Origin of the sequence: Actinobaculum sp. 352 (assembly GCF_003957265.1) — a bacterium.
Taxonomy (GTDB): Bacteria; Actinomycetota; Actinomycetes; order Actinomycetales; family Actinomycetaceae; genus Asp313.
This window is the reverse complement of record NZ_RQSN01000005.1, coordinates 190,998-207,640: the sequence shown is the minus strand read 5'-3', so window position 1 is coordinate 207,640 and position 16,643 is coordinate 190,998. Positions and strand designations below refer to the sequence as shown.

Below are 16,643 nucleotides of genomic sequence, written 5' to 3'. Positions count from 1 at the left end.
ACGGTCTTCCTCCGCGAGCATGGCAGGAATCCTGGCATCTAGGACGGCCTCCTTTCTTGAGGACTTCACGAAGAATCGGGCGACGACGCTTATACTCGCGGCCGCCGTCGCGCCACTATTGCTCGACGCCGATGCGAAGCCCCTGCTCAAGCGGAAGCAGTCAGCCGGTACACCAGCTCATCCGAGCCATGATTGATCTGGCCGGTGGCAACAAAACCCAGCTTCTCGTACACATGCCGCGCCCGCGTGTGCGAAGGATCGCAGTCGCAGGCAACGACGTCGAACTTGTCCGTCATTCGCCGCGCCCGCTCCAGAACCAGGCGTATCGCCGCACTTCCATACCCCTTGCACGCGTGCTCTTCCGGAAACATGATCCGCCAGATGCGCAGCGTCCGCTCAGACGTATCCTCGTCGAGCAGCAGGAATCCCACTGGAGTTTCGCCATCGTAGATCGCGTAGGGGAACACGTCGCCGTTGTCGCGATACAGCCACGCCTGCGCAAGCGAGTACGCATTTGCAGCAACGTAATTCTCTCCCTCAGGACGCTTCATCGCGACGACGGCGGGAAAGTTCTCCTCGGTGATGTCCCTGAGTTCAATCAAATATGACTCCCCCGCATTCCGTAATAGAGCACCGGATCAGTAGAGTCGTGCTGCGCCCGGCTGGTTCCGCTGGGCAAGAGCGGTCCTCCGACCAACAAACCTATTCCGATAAGCCCTATGAGCAAAGAGAGTATCCAAGCGGCGCCCGTCGGGCTGAGAATCTGCATCGCCATTCCCGCAGCAAGCGTCGTTCTGTTGGCCTGCACGGCACCCCATGCGGCAAGCACCGCGCCGACGGTGGCGACGGCGGCAAAGGGCAAGAGAGCGGGGATAACCCCTTCATAGAATATTGCGACCCAGACTCCATATGCGGCGCTTGCGCTTGCTACCATCGCGCCGCTTATTCTGAGTATCTTGCGAAATACGGTATAGGCCATGATTGAGTCCTCCTTGTGGGAAGTTTGTCAGTTATCGAAGTCGGGATATGGTGATCCCTACCTCAATTCTGCCAGAGCCCAAACGTTAGCGGAAGCACCTACGCCAACGGCAGCCGTCCCATGTTCGCACCACTTCCAGCGCCTATGGCTGTGCTGGAGGGAAAAACCCGCAGGAATCGTCGCCCCGGCACACCTGATGCTCGCCAGTGCACCTGTATCGCAACACTTGCACGAGAACCGTACACGGCCTACGCTAACGATAATTGCCGTGGAACGGCTCCTGTTTCATCGGTGGTACGAGCTTCACGAGTTGAAGTACTGCCGGTGCTGGGGCAGGGCCACGGTTTCGGATAATGACAGCAGTCTTACGACGGCAAAGGAGCAAGACGTGTTGGAGTTGGTGGTGGATCTGTCTAGTTTGAAGCAAGCGGCTTCGGTGGCGGGGAACGCGCGGGATGAGGCGGTGACGGTCAGGCTTGGTGACGTGCTGGACGCTGTGGGGTCAGCCATGCCGGGTGGGAATGCTGCAGGCTCGGCGTCGGTTGTGGCCGGGTCGGTGGACGCGACGGCCGGGAAGCTCTCGGAGGCCTTGGGCGGGTATCAGGACGCACTGAACGGAGCACTGGCCTCGTATACGGCAACCGACCAGCGCACCGACGTGGACTTCACGGCTTTCGACGCACTGGTCAACGAATAAGACAAGGTGGTGTGGTCGTGATCTGGGAAGACGTGCTGGGATGGAAAGAGGACGCGTTAGACCTGGCGATAGATGCGTTAATCCGAATCCGCAAACGCGCCTACACCGTCGGCGAGTACATCCAGAGCATTGACGTCACTTCCGGCTGGTCAGGTGCCGGAGCAACCGCCGCACAAGAACGACGCGATAGTTTAGAAGACTCATCCGAACTAGTCCTCGGCTTAATCGGTGACCTGATCAGCGGGCTATCCACCGCCCAGCACGGCGTGGCCGAAGTACGCCTCTCGGTGAGCGAGGCCCTGTCACGGGCAGGTTTCTTTGGTTTCGACATATCGGCGTCCGGGAACGTGAGTGATCCGACTCCGGCTTGTTGGTTGGATATTGACGAGAAACTAGAACGCGAGGCGGCCCTGAATGGCGCGCAGAGAAATGTACGCGACGCGTTAGACAAGGCAGCAGACGTGGATGCGGCGTTGAAGGCGGTGTTCGATGCGGTGGGCCAGGGCAAGGCCTCCCAGGTGGAGGACCTCTCGGACACGCCAGGCCTGGCGGATTCCCCACCAGTGGGCGCCTCCACGCAGGAGGTGGCGGCATGGTGGGACGCACTCACCGACGAGGAACGCCAGCGCATGATCCGGGAGTATCCACGCCAGTTGGGCAACCTGGATGGTATTGATGCCTGGGCACGCAATGAAGCCAACCAGCACAACCTAGACGAGGACCTGACCGCCGTCGAGCAGCGTATTGCAGAATTGGAGGGACAGCTCAACTACAAGGAACCAAAGCCAGGGGAGCCCAGCGATAATATTTCCTACCAGGATCCGGCGCTCGTGACCGAACTCCAAGAGTTGGAACGCCAACGCGACGACATACTGTCCATCAAAGACGCCCTCGCGCAGGGTAGCCACACTCAGCTTTTGCTCTATGAACCCGCCACCGGCGGCCCGGGCAACGAACTGACCCACGCCGCCATCGCGGTCGGCAACGTGGACACCGCCGACTATGTCGCCACCTACGTCCCCGGCATGACCACCACCGTCGAAGACATGCCCGGACTGACGAAGGACATGCAGAATCTGCGAAGGATCGCCAATGGAAATACAGACGGTGAGTCTGTTGCGACGGTGGCGTGGATGGGGTATGACGCTCCACCGGATGTGCCGGCTGCGGCAGGTCTTGGCCGGGCGGAGACCGGTGGAGACTCGCTGGCCGCGTTCGTGGAGGGCATTGAGGACTCCCGCAACGTGGACGGCCAAGGCTCGGGGGTGTATCAGACCGTGCTCGGGCATTCCTACGGGTCAACCACCTCGAGTTACGGTGTGGCGCAGGCCCGGCCGGGTGTGGTGGACGGGTATGCCGTGTTCGGTTCCCCCGGAGTATTCCACGGATCCTGGGACATGAACGTCCCCGAAGATAACCGCTACGTGCTGCGCTTTGACAACGATCCGATGGGGTGGGGCAACGCGATTGTCTCTGGTAGTGATGGTGTCCCGCCCGGCAGCGGCGCACTGGGTAAGGATCCCTACTACGATGACGGCTTCACCCACCTGAACCCAAAAGACGCCAACACGACGGTTACCGGGCACTCCGGCTACCTGGTCAATAACAGTAAGGCACAAGAGCAGCTCGCCAACGTCGTGGTCGGGACAGCCGGATAACACCATGCCAGCACGAAGACTCGTTAAACGCCTGACAGGGCTGCTAGTAGTAGCCCTGCTGGTACTCAGCGGGTGTGCACTACTCGGAGAAAACACCATGTATGAGCGGTCCTTTGATGATGGGAACCTCCCCTTCTACCAGCGCACCGACGTGGAAACCGCCCACACCGGGCTGACCAGCGCCCTACAACGCGTCCGCAACCGCATCGATGCCGAATACGGACCACAAAACTGGACCGACATCGAGACACTCGACGAGGTCGGATTCGGATACTGCGAGGACGGCGCAGACAAAGGAAAGTACGACCTCCGGACACAGGGCCGGGCATTTGGTCTTCCGATAGAGGACTTCCCACACTTACGAGACATCGTGATCGAAGAGCTGGAACCACTCGGATTCACCGAGGTAGTCGACATCTCCGAAGAAAAGCGTGGCTTCGTAAACATCTTCAACACCGAGGACGGCGGCTACGTCACTGTCATGACATCCACCTCCGGCAAAACTCTCTCATTGAGCTACACGACCGGCTGCCGTCCCGAAACCAGCGACTCGAGCACATCCCCGTCGCACTGATCCACCTCCGGTCATCACTATGTGCAGAGGGGTTCAGATGCGAACACGACTGTCACCGGGCACTCCGGCTACCTGGTCAATAACAGCCACGCACAAGAACAACTCGCCAACGTCGTGGCCGGGACAGCCGTATAACACCATGCGCATACGACGACCCATCGAACATCTGACCAGGCTACTACTAGCAGCCCTGCTGGTACTCAGCGGGTGTGCACTACTAGGAGGAAACAGCATGCACGAGCGGCCCTGCTACGACGGGAACCTGCCCTTCCACCAGCGCACCGACGTGCAAACCGCCCACACCGAAACCGCCCAGCCCTCAACAATGTGTGCTACTCCTGAAAGTACTCATGATCGAGCCTTGACCGGTAGTCGAGTCTCCGATACGGTCGGCTTGTTAGATCCCCGGTCGAGCCTCTTGCTTGACACAGGCAACGCAGAAATGGCCAGAGCCTTTACTACCCGCGGAGATGTTAATGGCGCAGCGTCGATCCTCTGGTAGCAGCAGCACGGCAATCGTCGTCGGCGCCGGAATCAGCGGCCTCACCGCCGCCTGGCGGCTACAGTCCGCTGGTATCGACGTCGTCGTTGTAGACAAAGCAGCGCGACCCGGAGGCAGGTTCCATTCCATTACCGTCAACGGTTGCACGATGGAAGCAGGCGCCAATTTCGTGACCGACGCCTACCGGATTATCCCGAAGCTTGCCGCCGCCGTGAATCTCAAGTTGGAGCATCTCAGCAGCGGCAGCGCAATTGCCATTGACGGCCAGATTCGAGCATTTCGAGCCAGCTTGCCGCCGTCTGCGGTGCGAGCCGACATCCTCTCCCTGCGCGACGCCGGCGCGGCGGTTCCCGGACTGGCACGTTTTGGCACGCGCTACCGCCGCAACGGCACATTCGATCCCTTGAACTGGCTAGCGCTCGACGCGGTCCCGGCCACCGAATGGGCAGAGGAACTAGGGCTTCATGCCATGTTGGAACGTGCATGGCGCCCCGCTTACCACGGCTTCTACTTCCAAGACACACAAGCGAGCTCTGCCGCAGCAGTAGCGGCCATGGCGCAACACGGCCTGCGCCAGCACACCCTTACCATCCGCGGCGGTCTGTCCACCTTGACTGATGCACTCGCCGCTCGGTTGGAGGTACACACCGGGGTCACCGTTACCGAAATAGCGCAGGCCGCATCGGAGGTCCTTGTTCGCACGGATCGCGGTGACTACCGGGCCGACGCCGTCGTCGTCGCCGTCCCCGGACCTCACGCAGACGGAATTATGGCGCTCGATCACTACGAAACGGCCGTGACACAGGTACCTTATAGCAGCGGTTTGCTGGTGGGCCTAGGACTGGGGCGGCGTGTAGACCGTCCGGAATTGCAAGGAGCTTACGGCGTTCTCGCGCACCCGGATACCGGGCCATTCGCCGCACTATGTGTGGCCAGCCGCGCCGGACACGTCCCGGATTCCGGTTCTTCCGGTGGTTCGCGCGATGTCATCACCTGCATGTTCTCCGATTCGCAGGCGCGCGCACTGGCCGCGCAATCAGACGCGAAGATCATTGCCGCTGCGCGGCACAGTCTCTTGGTGTGGGAACCGACACTCCGGGATGCCTTTGTGGGTGACGATTCGGGCGACGCCGCGCCCTCCAACACAGCGCACTCCAACCCGGCGCCCTCCAACACAACGCCCTCCGACAGGGCACCCTCCAACCCGGCGCCCACCAACGCGGTGATCCGAATCCCGTACGCCATGCCAACCAGCCCGCCCGGACGTCTTTCCCACATCGCGGCTTATCGCAGCCATGCATACGGGCGCCGCGTCATTCTGGCCGGCGACTCCCTGGCGTGGCCGTGGTCAGATTCTGCGGCCTTTACCGGGATGTGGGCGGCTCGAACACTGCTCGCCGGTGCGTTGCGGAAGTAGCGTGCCACCTCGAAGGTTAGACAACGTCCTTCGCATCGCGGCGGCATACCTGCCCGTCCAACAGCGGGATGAGTCGTACCCGCCTACCGCAAGAAATCCAGCGCGTACTGTTTGGCCGTGTCTTCCTCGGACCCGTAGAAACCATGCCCGGCGCCCTCCAGCATGTGTAGCTGTGAATCCGGGTAGGCGGCGTCGGCGCGCTCGGCATAGGCGGGTGGTACCACCACGTCAGCAGTCCCCTGGATGATGAGCACCGGATTCGGATAGCTGCGCGCATCCGCCTCAAAGTCCCAATCCCACACGTCTTCGCCGTAGACACGCCCCAAGGTCATCCACCCGAACATAGAGAAGGTTTCGGGCAGGTCACTGCGAGACGGATAACTCTCACGCACGACGTCGGGGATGACGAACGCGGGATAAAGAAGCACAAGCTTGTCGACGTCGTCGGGCCGCCGCGCGGCAACGACGCCGGAGGCCGCCCCGCCCTGGCTCTCCCCCATCAGGTAGAGATTCTCCTGGTCAAAGAACTCCCATCCGGTGGCGGCGGCCATAATGGCCTCGATGTCGTCGGCCTCCGTCATCACGCTCATCTCGGTGGTCTCGCCGTCGCTGCGGCTCATGGTGCTACCGCCACGAAAGTCCGGGGTATAGGCGGCGATGCCGTGGCTGGCGAGGAAACGCGCATATTCACCGACCGACTCATGCGTGATCCCCAGCCCATGAGAAATGATGACAAGAGGAACCGGGGTGTCCGTATCGGGCAGATAGGCGACACCGTAAATCGACTGGTCACCAATGGGGACGGTGATCTCGCGCGTGCTCACCTTGTAGGAGCCATCTGAAGCATCCACCGGTGTGCTTGAATCCGCCGCGTTGTCCGACGGCGTCTCCGCTCCCACGCTTGGAGCCCCGGAACCGGATACGCTCGGATCCTGCGGTCCGGAGGGGGTGGTGCCATCGTTGCTACATGCGCTGAGCACCCCGAGCGCGAGCGCCAGGCCGGTCAAAGCCGCCAACAGGCGGAAACGCCGCGGCACACGTGGCGTCGCTCGCGGCACGCCCAAAGGACTATTCGCATACTTCAGCTTCATCATCCACTATTCAAGCGCAGCGCCAGGCACGACTTCTAGCCGTCCCTCCACCCTTCGCGCAAAGCGGAGTGCACCTGATCCGAAACCTCGCGGCATGGTGTGCTCATCGTGTTGCACCGTGCACTCATCGTGTTGCACCGTGAAAGAATGAATCACAGCCGATGAAGAAAGCACTCTTATGAGCAGAGATATGGATCCCCAAGAACGCAAGCAGCGTATCGAGTTCCTCATCGCTGAGCGCCGGGTCGCCCCCTTCCGGGAAGAACTGCGCGCCATCCTCAAGCGGTTTGCGGCGCCGGGCTGTCCCAGCGTCGAGAATGTGCTTCTCACTTCAGGCACAGAGAGCACCGCTCACTCGCTATCGGAGCAGTTCGCCGAAACCATTCGACAGCTCGATGCTCGCGCGCGCTCAGAGCAGGTTCTCAGCCCCTCCTCGAATCCACGCGGTGCAGACCACTGCGGCTTACCCAGTGGTGAGACTCCTCAACCATGCGACGACGCCAACCCGATCTCGACCAGCGCGACAGATCCTCTGCCTCGCCATTCGACTAGTCCGAATAAGCATCCCGTAATCTCCACGGCGAACTCGACGTGGCTGCGCAACCTGCCGCTGGAAGATGCCTGCCTTCGCGTAATAGATCATTTGAAATGTCAGCATCACAGTGCAGGCACCATTGACGGATACGATGTGCTATGCGGCAGCGAACCACATCTCGGCGTCATACGAATGCACACAGCGCCGAGTTGGGAACTAGTGAGGGCGCTATGCGAGTTCGACCGGCAGATCTTGTTCATCGCCGAGCGCAGCAGCACAGCGACCACACTGATTGCGGTCATTGATATTCTTTGGGAGGAGTGGGCTCCCGGTGCCGTGTTCTGCGATGTCACGCTTGTGCATTAAAACGCGGGTGTCACCGGAGGCCAAGATGTCCGTTGTCTTTCATGATGGCATCGATGAATCACCCACCGCGTACAGAAGTTGTCGCGGCTCCAGCCGCTAGGGATGGCAACAAGTTGGACTCTACGGCCTTCAGCGCAGCATCGCACGTCCGAGCACACGTCCGCACGCCGAAGAAGTCCACATGAACGAAGTCCTCTTATACATAGCCGAACACCTCGGATTCCTTTGGGACCAGAACGTTGAATCGAACGACTACAGGATCACCCATTCGATCAGTGCCCCGGGAAGTGGCTGCATTGTCATAACGTCGTCGCGCGTATGACGCCGGATTAGTGGCCGACTCTTCGGGCACAAGCCGGACTCTCATGAGGTAAGCGCGAGCCGTGCCAGAAGCGCCTCACAGCACGCCCACATCCAGCACTCTCGCCGCATGGACCGAAGTCTCTGGCAGAAGTGCTGACCAGCCACGACTGTACAGGCCGAAACGACACCGTTTGTTGCCACGCATTGCGCCATTTCAGGTCTTCAGGTACTAGTTGAACTACTAACCTGGCAGTGTTAGGGCCTCAAGTACACCTTGGCCGTGGTGCGTACTTGGCAGAAGGGAGCTATGGAGTGAGCGCACCGGTCCCGTTCCGTACACAAATGGGACCGACGACGGCCGGGCACTGCGTGGGTGCCGCTATTGCACCGCAAACTACTCCGCCATGAGCTCCCCCATCAGCTTGTCCAGCCATGCCGCCTCGGATCTGAGCTCATCCCAGATCCCGCGCGCTGTGCTTGCGCTGATCTCCGTCAGCCCGGCGTTCTTGATCTTCTCGAAGAGCATCGCGTCTACGTCCAAGCGATAGGCGTGGGGATCGTTACGCGGGAAGAGCCGCAGCGGAGCATCCGGGCCCGTGGCGTGGACGCGGAGGAGGAAGTAATCCTCAATGTTGCCGGTTGTTTCCGCTGTGTCCAGCGACTCATCATCGGGTAGCGCATTCTGCGGTGTGGCATCGGACGGCACGTTTTGCGCCGTGGCATCGGACGGCCATCTGACCGAAAGTCGGCGGTACTCAATTCCAGGCACAGCTTCGAGGATGAGCACATCCAAGAATCTTCGTGAAACGACCGGCCCGCAGTCAGTTGTCCACAGCCAGTCGGTCTGCTCGCCGTAGCTGACAACATCGAGCCACAGTTCCGTCGGCAGCGCGTCGATTCCCTTTGCGATAAGGACCTCACCGATCTCTTGCCCATCGGGCAGGCGATGGGGCCGCCCCGGATCTTTGCCCGGCCAACTGAGCTCAACCGACATCGCGTTCGCGTCTCCAACGAGATCACTCGCATGCAGAATAAAGCGGTTATCCCAATCGGACGCCGGACGTCTGTTCCCATCTACTGGCCTCACCGTCCGGCCTGTTGGCGCCTCCGCTTCATTCACTTCGCACGCTTCATACGCCACCCCATCCGCTTGGCCCGCCGACACGCCTTCTTTGCAGGTCTGCGCACCCGCTTCGCTCGGCAACACGTTCGCTTCGCCAGACAGCACGCCTACGGGCGATCCGAAGGCCTGCAGTCGGCATTCGACTTCGCGGCGTCGTTGTTCCAACTCGCCGTACTCTTCCTCCGCAGGCGTCATCGAGACGCCCGCGAGTTGCGCCGCCAGGATTGCTTCAGCCACCGCACCATCAACCAGCATGCCGGGCGTACGCCCATCAGAAGGGTAGCGCCGCACCACGCTGCCCGCGCCGGGAGCGGGTAGGTACAGCAGCAGGTAGTACCCCTCTATATCGGCACTCCGCCTCCGCCGAATGGTCAACGGGCGATACTCAACACCCGGCACCCCTTGTTCAACGAGAATCTGCAAGAACCGCTGCGAGACAATACATTCGCTCAAGCCGCCCCAGAGCCAATCAACGCACCTCCCGCTGTTCCACAGCTCGAGCCACAGGTCATCCGGCAACGCGGCGACGCCGCCGCCATACAGAACCTCTTCCCAATCGCGACCATCAGGCAGAATGCTCGGCTTCTCCGGCTCTCTACCCGCCCAGCTCAGATTCACCCAGATGTTCGCGCTGGACATGCTAGGTCTGAGTACAAAGCGCTTCTTCCAGTCGATCATTGACTCCCCTTGATTGTGAACTATCCCGGAGTCCGCAATAGACAACAGCAACATGGTCGTGCCTCTAATACAGCTATTGCCAACCCGTCGGCGTCTCCACCCACGACTCGCACGACCGCGACATTGTCAGAGCGCTCCCCTCTCGCAAAATCTGTGCGGCACGTCGTCCAGAAAGGTATTGACTCCCCTTCGGCCACAGCTTTTGAATATCAGGGCAAGATGCATTATCTGCTATTACCAGCGTGACAAAAGCACAGTGGTTACGCAACAAGGTATGCGCATGGGAACGCGCAGACTTCTCTGACCGCGCCTCATCGCGACTGCGGTGGCACCTCCCCTAAACTAAGACCACACCTGCCTTCCGCAACTGGCTACGCCGCGCCACTGCGGTCGCACCTCCCCTAGACTGTGAATGCACCGCAGAGTCCACACGGAAGAAGCCCATGGCCCCTCAACCATCCTCCGGCACACGGCCCACACGCCATCGCGCCGCCGTGCTCCTGATCGCCGCGTTCCTCCTCGCCTGCTGTACACCGGCGGCTCCGCACACCGGCATTTCCAGCTCCAGCACCGTAAACCCCGGCGCCACCGATACTCCCCACACCTCCGAGGACTCAGCAGCAGACGTCACCTTGCCGCCTACCGACGCTCAGCCTGACTATCAACTGGCCGGAGCCTACACACCCGACCCTGCCGTCGGCGTCGTCGGACGCGATCACCACGATCCCCCCGCAGGCGGCCTGTACTCCATCTGCTACATCAACGGATTTCAAACTCAGCCCGAGGAGCGCGAGGCATGGCCAGACGATCTCCTTCTACACGCCGACGGCGCACCACTGGCGGACCCCGACTGGCCCGACGAGGTTCTCCTGGACACTTCGAGCAGCTCCAATCGCGAGAAAATCGCCGCCATCGTCGAACCGTGGATCGAACAATGCGCCCGTGACGGCTTCAACGCCGTGGAGTTCGACAATCTAGACAGTTACACGCGCTCGGGCGGCGCTCTGTCACTGGGCGACAACCTTGCTCAGGCGAGGCTCTTTGTGCAGATAGCACATCGTGAAGGCCTGGCCGCCGGACAAAAGAACAGTGCGGAGGCATCGCGGCAACTACACGACTCGGCGGGCTTCGACTTCGCCGTCGTTGAGGAATGCATGGATTACAACGAGTGTCAGAACTATACGGCGGTGTATGGCAATCACGTGATCGACATCGAATACGTGGATGAAGAGACCGACGACGCCGCCGGTTTCGCCACATTTGAGGAATACTGCCACCGTCCGGATGCGCCTAGCTCCATGGTGCTGCGCGATCGCAACTTGAGTTCGCCGGGAAGTGACGGCTACGTGTTCCGGCTGTGCGAGGAGTGACTGCCGACTGGAAAGCAACCAGCCGATGATCCGCTTGCTTGCACGGCGCTCTCCCCTCCCAGTTGCCGGTCGAACACATGCAGCGCAGCCAGGGCATGAGCCCAGTGCATGAGACCATGCTTGGCCGGTCTGACGCTGCAGAGCACACGGGCATGCCGACAAGACCCCGCTGACTACACCCGCTTCAGTCCCACCAACAGATGCGGAATCGCTCGACTGAATACTTGATATCCTCATACTCTTCGTCGTCGGCAGCAGCGACGGCATCGGGCGCGTAGGCCTCCGGGAACCAACCGAGCACCACATTCGGATCGGCGTCGGTTACCACCACAACCTCCTCGGCGAAGGGCCAGTCCGGATCGTCGAACATTCCGATTGCGACACGCACATCATCGACGTCGTCGCGCGCCCGAATGGCCTCCAGTACGGCCCGAACCTGCTGTGGCGTGGGAGCGTCATATCCTTCCTCGTCGAGCACGACGTTGCACAGGATGCTGCCCACCACATCGTTGCCATCAAAGAACTCCTCCAAGGTCAGCAGGGGCTTCGGGGAGAAGGTATCGGCGTCCAGGTCGCCAAAAGGGGCGATGCGCGCGGTAATGCGTTCCAACGGCGTTGTCATGGCACGATTTTATGCGCACCGCCACGCCTGCCGCACCCGCACCCGCGCGACTGTTTCATAGGCGCCGCACATCTTTGAAGATGTGTAGGGTTTTTCAAGAAACTACGCGAAAAAACCTACACTTCTCGAGAAACCCTACACTTCTCGAGAACACTCGCCGCCGGGCCCTTCGGCCAAGCCACCGCACAGGAATCCACAGCGAGCGCCTTCAACAATCGCTTGCCACTTTAGCAAGTGATTGTTAGAGTTGTTCCATGAGATCAGATTCATCCAATTTTCCCGACGACGTCGGACCCGACCAACACAGTTCGCCACCTGGCGACAACGCAGACGCACCGAACAACACGCCCGCCCACGACCATGACACCCCCAAGGTTGACGGCGGAACTCCGACGGCCAGCAACAATACGCCAGGCAATTCCCCCGCACCCCGCAGCGATACCCCCACACCCCGCAGCAATACCCCCATATCCAACAGCGTCCCGACGACCAGAGACGACGAAGCAACTTCCCGCGACGCCGCATCGAAAACCGGCGAGATCAAGCAACCAACGCAAAGCCAAGCGCAGGACGCGCTGGATACACTCGGTGCCGACCGAGCCGCTCTAGCAGCACGCGCCGCCACTCCACTGTGGTACCACCCGATCCTCGGCATGATCGCCGGCGCAATGACTTTTGGCCTCGCAATTCAGTCTCACTACCCCGCCTTCACCGGCTTTCTCGTATTCAGCATCCTCGCGATCCTCTTGCTTGAACGTACCTATACCGCAATATACGGCGTTTCCGCGATGCCGAGCGGCCGCCGCAGTAAGGCCTACTACTACACCCGCCTGTTCGTCCTCCTGTTTACAATGGCGACTGCGGGAATGATTGGGCTGGCGGGCAAGCCTCTCTCCTGGTGTATCCCGGTGGTGGCCATCCAATTCATCCTCCTCGTAACTCTTGGTCACAGGCAGGATGACGCAATGCGTCGCGAGATTGCGCAAGGCGAATAGACTCGTGGCACGCGATATCACACCGTCCTTCAACGTGGTCATTCATTCCCCCTATCGACTGCGAATCTGCGCTCTGCTTCAGCCGGTGACCGAGCTGGAATTCGGCGTCGTCAAGGATCTGCTGGGAATCACCGATGCCAACCTTTCAAAGAACCTCCGCGTACTCAGCGACGCCGGCTATATCCAAATTCGAAAGGAGACCTCGCCCAACCGGCAAGATCGAAGACGCCTGACATGGATCAAGCTGACGGAAGAAGGGCAACACGCCGTCGCGGCACATGTGGCCGCATTGGAGCAGATCCTTCACACAGATCCCGGCATAGCGGAGTAATTGTGCTCTCCCCACTCCTGCGGGCTACGCCACGCCTCAACCCCGCAGACCCGTGAAGAAGTGTCGGGTTTTTCAAGAAACTACGCGAAAAAACCTACACTTCTCGCGAAATCCTCCATTTCTCGGTAGTAGTCGCATCGCCCAGTCTGTAGCAACCCCACCCACCAACCAGAGTGTTGCATATCCGTTCAACACTTCCTCCAGTCCGAGCACGGGTGTGCAGCCAGAGCTGTCGATTAGTAACCCAGGTCATAGTCTATGTAAGGTTGTCTCACTCTAATGCGACTAGACAAAGGAGGTTTAGTGGACACCATAGCGTCTGCTTTGGTCCCCCTATTCGAGCGCGCGGTCTTTGCACATCGAGGATTATCGAGTCGAGCTCCAGAAAACACGCTAGAGGCCTTCGCACTTGCGGTGGATCGTGGCGCAACCTGGCTGGAAACCGACGTCGATATCCTCGCCGATGGCACACCAGTGATCATCCACGATTCCACGCTAGACCGCACCACAAACCGCGCCGGAAGCTTCTACCCCCTGACCGCTGCCGACCTCGAAGATATCGATGCCGGATCGTGGTACGGAAAGGAGTTCGCGGGAGCACGGCTTCCTCGCCTGTCTGATTTCATCGATTTCCTCAACGAGCGCAAAGTCAACGCCAACATCGAAATCAAGCAGAACGAGCAAGGGGCAGAGCGCACGATTCTCCTGATCGACGCCGTCGCCAAGGAGCTCGAACGCCTCGATCCAGAGCGCCAGATCATCATCTCCTCGTTCGGACAGCCGCTTCTCATGGCCTTCCATCAGCGCCATCCGCAATATGCGATCGGGGTCCTGTATGAAACTGCAGCACTCTATGACGACTGGCTCGCAGTACTGGAACTCTGCGGAGCAACGTACATCCACCCGGAGGATTCCGGGCTGACTGCTTCTAAAGTCAAGCAGTTCCGCGAGGCCGGTTTCGGCGTCAACGTTTGGACCGTCGACGACGTCGACCGGGCGAATCAACTGTTCAACTGGGGCTGCACCGGAGTCTTCACGAACTGCTCCGACCAGATGATGCACCTGGTCTGACGGCATTTACCAACACTCAACACACGCAACAATTCAAGGAGCACGACCTTGTCCGTTACCAAGAACGATACCCCCCCCCGCAAGTCACGCATCCCAATCTTCCTTCGTCGGGGCCGAGTAGGACCATTCCTCACCGTCGTAATGTCCGGGCAGATCATCTACTCTGCCTTCGAAGCCTTCAAGGGCTCACTCATGATCCCGCTGCAGAACGTCCTCGGAATCTCCGGCGAACAGTTCGGCACATTGATGACCTGGATCGGCATCGCAACCTTCCTATACGTACCCGCCGGTTGGATCAACAACCGCTTCAAGGTGCGCACAATCATCTTCTGGTCACTCGGCTGGCGACTGGCCACCTACTTGATTCTGTTCCTGCTCACGCCGAACTTCAGAATCATGTGCTGGATCGCCATATCATGGGGCATTCTTGACGCTATAGTCTGGCCCGCAGTCGTAAATGGCGTTTCCATCCTCTCCGCCGACCAGAATAAAGAGGGCAAGGGCCTGGCCATGGGTCTGCTCGAATCGATTCGCCGCGCCGCTGAGTTCCTCATGAACGGACTCATTGTCGTCTGCATGATGATTTGGAGCGACTACACCACCACCATTATGAAGGTATTCGCGGTCGCTTACGCACTGCTCCTCGTCCCCATGATGATCGCGGTGGCTCGTCTGGTTCCTGACACGAAGGTCGCCAAGGAAGAGGGGCATTCTGACAACGCCGCTGCGTTGACCGGTCTTCTCAAGGTGCTGGCTCAGCCGCGGGTATGGCTTGCCGGACTCGCCGCGCTGACTGTGTACTGGTGCTACATCAACCTCATGTACACATCGGCTCCTTATCTCACGCAGGTATTCAAGGTTTCGGAGGGAATGGCCGGTGCCTTCGGTATTTTCAACACCGGTCTGGTAGGCGTGTTTGCGGGTCTAATCTCTGGTCTGCTCGCCGACTACATTTTCAAGTCCTCCACCAAGATGATGGCGGCATCCTTAGGCATGGTTGCTGTGGCGTGTGTGATTGTCACACTACTGCCCGTTTCGCAGGCGATGATCTGGCCCATCTTGATCATGCTGATCGTGGTAGCGGTGGCGACTTTCCTCGGAAAGTCCGTGATCCTGGCTCCGGTGGCGGAACTCAACCTCCCCGAGCGGATCTCCGGTGGAGCCATGTCTGTGGGGTCGTTCCTCGCGTATGCGTCGATCTTCTGGGCATACCGGCTCAACGGTTCGTTAACCGACCGCTACGCCGATGACCCGGCTACCGGGTACCGCTACATCTTCATCATCACCGCCGTCGTCGCAGTGATAGGAGCCGTGGCCGCCGGACTGTTGATCGTGATGAACCACCGCGCGCGGGCAAAGGCACTTGCTAACGGTGCAACTGCTAACGACGCCGAATCCGCTGCCGTTGGCGCCTCGACTGCTGGCACGACGCCGTCGGCCGCCAGTGGTGAAGAAGACGGCACGGCAACCGGTGGCGGAAGCGGAGAGCCACGAACATCGTAGGTCCAACCGCTCACCATGTGAGTAGCCCGAATCCGCACGCCGGGCACCACAGTTGAATGTTGGGGCCGTCCCGAACCATCGGGGCGGCCCCAACGTCTCCCCCTTGACAGCTCCTAATGCAACAGACAGCTGCCCACCAGGAGGATGCCTCGTTAGGGGCTGCGGTTCGTTCCGACTCGAGGCGCGATTAGCGAGCAGAAGTCGAACGCTAGCGATCCACACCTCACCGGCACGAAATGGGAATAGCAGCAGAGACCCGCACTGCTGAACAATACAATTCCAGTACCTTACCGACGCGAGCTGCGATTAGTGGGCAGAGACCCGCACGGCCGAACGACACCGCTCCAGTAGCTCACCGGCATGGGGTACGAATAGTGGCAAAGGTCCGCCCGAAAATGCAGGGTATGACGTTGCCATGTACTGATCGAGCTGCCGCTCCGACACGGCATGTGCCAGCCGATCTTCATTCATTGGTGGAGCTAAGGGGATTCGAACCCCTGACCTTCTCATTGCGAACGAGACGCGCTACCAACTGCGCCATAGCCCCTAGGACTTCATTAGCCTAGCACTCGCAGCGCCGGTATGCACATCTAGGCCGTGCCAATGATGTCACACCCACTCTGCATCGGAACCTTGTCGGTCGAGATGCCCAACGGGTTACGGCCCTGGCGTTACGCCCACGCAAACGTGGTGGCCGCCCCATCAGTATCAGTCCGTTTGGAGGTTCATTCGCTCACCCACACAGACACGTTGGCCGTCTGAACCGCCAAGGATGCCCAACGGGTTGAAGCCCTGGCGTTACTCCCGCAGAGCGCCTTGTACGAGGGG

16 protein-coding genes and 1 tRNA gene are annotated in these 16,643 nt (G+C 60.1%); 11 read left to right on the top strand and 6 right to left on the bottom strand.

Annotated features, from left to right (window positions below):
* Positions 1-146: 146 nt before the first annotated feature.
* On the bottom strand, positions 147-602 hold the full coding sequence (locus EKN07_RS07095) for a GNAT family N-acetyltransferase (RefSeq protein WP_126146011.1): 456 nt from the start codon (positions 600-602) through the stop codon (positions 147-149).
* Positions 599-979 carry a hypothetical protein gene (locus tag EKN07_RS07090; protein WP_126146010.1) on the bottom strand — a complete coding sequence of 127 codons (381 nt, stop codon included), beginning with the start codon at positions 977-979 and terminating at the stop codon, positions 599-601. The genes EKN07_RS07095 and EKN07_RS07090 overlap by 4 nt, the downstream gene beginning before the upstream one ends.
* A 268-nt stretch (positions 980-1,247) precedes the next feature.
* Here EKN07_RS07090 and EKN07_RS07085 point away from each other — a divergent pair, with 268 nt between their 5' ends.
* Genes EKN07_RS07085 through EKN07_RS07065 form a run of 5 tightly spaced genes read left to right on the top strand, consistent with a single transcriptional unit; the run spans position 1,248 to position 5,827 of the window.
* Positions 1,248-1,676 carry a hypothetical protein gene (locus EKN07_RS07085; RefSeq protein ID WP_126146009.1) on the top strand — a complete coding sequence of 143 codons (429 nt, stop codon included), beginning with the start codon at positions 1,248-1,250 and terminating at the stop codon, positions 1,674-1,676.
* Positions 1,677-1,693: 17 nt separating this feature from the next.
* Positions 1,694-3,334: an alpha/beta hydrolase gene (locus EKN07_RS07080; RefSeq protein WP_126146008.1), complete on the top strand. Its 1,641-nt coding sequence runs from the start codon at positions 1,694-1,696 to the stop codon at positions 3,332-3,334.
* A 4-nt stretch (positions 3,335-3,338) separates the two neighbouring features.
* Positions 3,339-3,908, top strand: coding sequence for an LppA family lipoprotein (locus EKN07_RS07075; RefSeq protein ID WP_108714927.1), 570 nt, complete (start codon positions 3,339-3,341; stop codon positions 3,906-3,908).
* 37 nt (positions 3,909-3,945) lie between these two features.
* Entirely contained in the window at positions 3,946-4,410 is a 465-nt protein-coding gene (locus EKN07_RS07070) for a hypothetical protein (RefSeq protein ID WP_125482398.1), read from the top strand.
* Positions 4,385-5,827: an FAD-dependent oxidoreductase gene (locus tag EKN07_RS07065; RefSeq protein WP_164546628.1), complete on the top strand. Its 1,443-nt coding sequence runs from the start codon at positions 4,385-4,387 to the stop codon at positions 5,825-5,827. Before EKN07_RS07070 ends, EKN07_RS07065 begins: the two co-directional genes overlap by 26 nt.
* Positions 5,828-5,910: 83 nt before the next feature.
* On the opposite strand, the gene EKN07_RS07060 is transcribed toward EKN07_RS07065, so the two are convergent.
* Positions 5,911-6,921 (bottom strand): alpha/beta fold hydrolase, encoded by a 1,011-nt coding sequence (locus tag EKN07_RS07060; RefSeq protein ID WP_126146006.1) that lies wholly within the window; start codon positions 6,919-6,921, stop codon positions 5,911-5,913.
* A 175-nt stretch (positions 6,922-7,096) separates the two neighbouring features.
* Between EKN07_RS07060 and EKN07_RS07055 the strand changes: the two genes are divergently transcribed.
* Positions 7,097-7,819 (top strand): hypothetical protein, encoded by a 723-nt coding sequence (locus tag EKN07_RS07055; RefSeq protein WP_125482397.1) that lies wholly within the window; start codon positions 7,097-7,099, stop codon positions 7,817-7,819.
* 697 nt (positions 7,820-8,516) lie between these two features.
* Here the strand turns inward: EKN07_RS07055 and EKN07_RS07050 are convergent.
* Positions 8,517-9,884 carry a hypothetical protein gene (locus EKN07_RS07050; protein WP_126146005.1) on the bottom strand — a complete coding sequence of 456 codons (1,368 nt, stop codon included), beginning with the start codon at positions 9,882-9,884 and terminating at the stop codon, positions 8,517-8,519.
* A 482-nt stretch (positions 9,885-10,366) separates the two neighbouring features.
* Between EKN07_RS07050 and EKN07_RS07045 the strand changes: the two genes are divergently transcribed.
* Complete coding sequence (locus tag EKN07_RS07045) at positions 10,367-11,293, top strand: endo alpha-1,4 polygalactosaminidase (RefSeq protein ID WP_126146004.1); 927 nt, start codon at positions 10,367-10,369, stop codon at positions 11,291-11,293.
* Between the two features lie 184 nt (positions 11,294-11,477).
* Here the strand turns inward: EKN07_RS07045 and EKN07_RS07040 are convergent, their stop codons facing one another.
* A complete protein-coding gene (locus EKN07_RS07040) occupies positions 11,478-11,915 on the bottom strand; it encodes a hypothetical protein (protein ID WP_126146003.1) in 438 nt (145 codons plus the stop codon).
* Positions 11,916-12,169: 254 nt separating this feature from the next.
* Between EKN07_RS07040 and EKN07_RS07035 the strand changes: the two genes are divergently transcribed.
* The 4 genes from EKN07_RS07035 (at position 12,170) to EKN07_RS07020 (ending at position 15,815) form a co-directional block, all read left to right on the top strand.
* Entirely contained in the window at positions 12,170-12,910 is a 741-nt protein-coding gene (locus tag EKN07_RS07035; RefSeq protein WP_126146002.1) for a hypothetical protein, read from the top strand.
* A gap of 4 nt (positions 12,911-12,914) precedes the next feature.
* On the top strand, positions 12,915-13,241 hold the full coding sequence (locus EKN07_RS07030) for a transcriptional regulator (RefSeq protein ID WP_206435693.1): 327 nt from the start codon (positions 12,915-12,917) through the stop codon (positions 13,239-13,241).
* 303 nt (positions 13,242-13,544) lie between these two features.
* Entirely contained in the window at positions 13,545-14,312 is a 768-nt protein-coding gene (locus tag EKN07_RS07025) for a glycerophosphodiester phosphodiesterase family protein (RefSeq protein ID WP_241228150.1), read from the top strand.
* A 141-nt stretch (positions 14,313-14,453) separates the two neighbouring features.
* Complete coding sequence (locus EKN07_RS07020; RefSeq protein ID WP_108714917.1) at positions 14,454-15,815, top strand: MFS transporter; 1,362 nt, start codon at positions 14,454-14,456, stop codon at positions 15,813-15,815.
* 471 nt (positions 15,816-16,286) lie between these two features.
* On the opposite strand, the gene EKN07_RS07015 is transcribed toward EKN07_RS07020, so the two are convergent.
* Positions 16,287-16,362: transfer RNA gene (locus EKN07_RS07015), tRNA-Ala, on the bottom strand.
* Positions 16,363-16,643 lie beyond the last annotated feature (281 nt).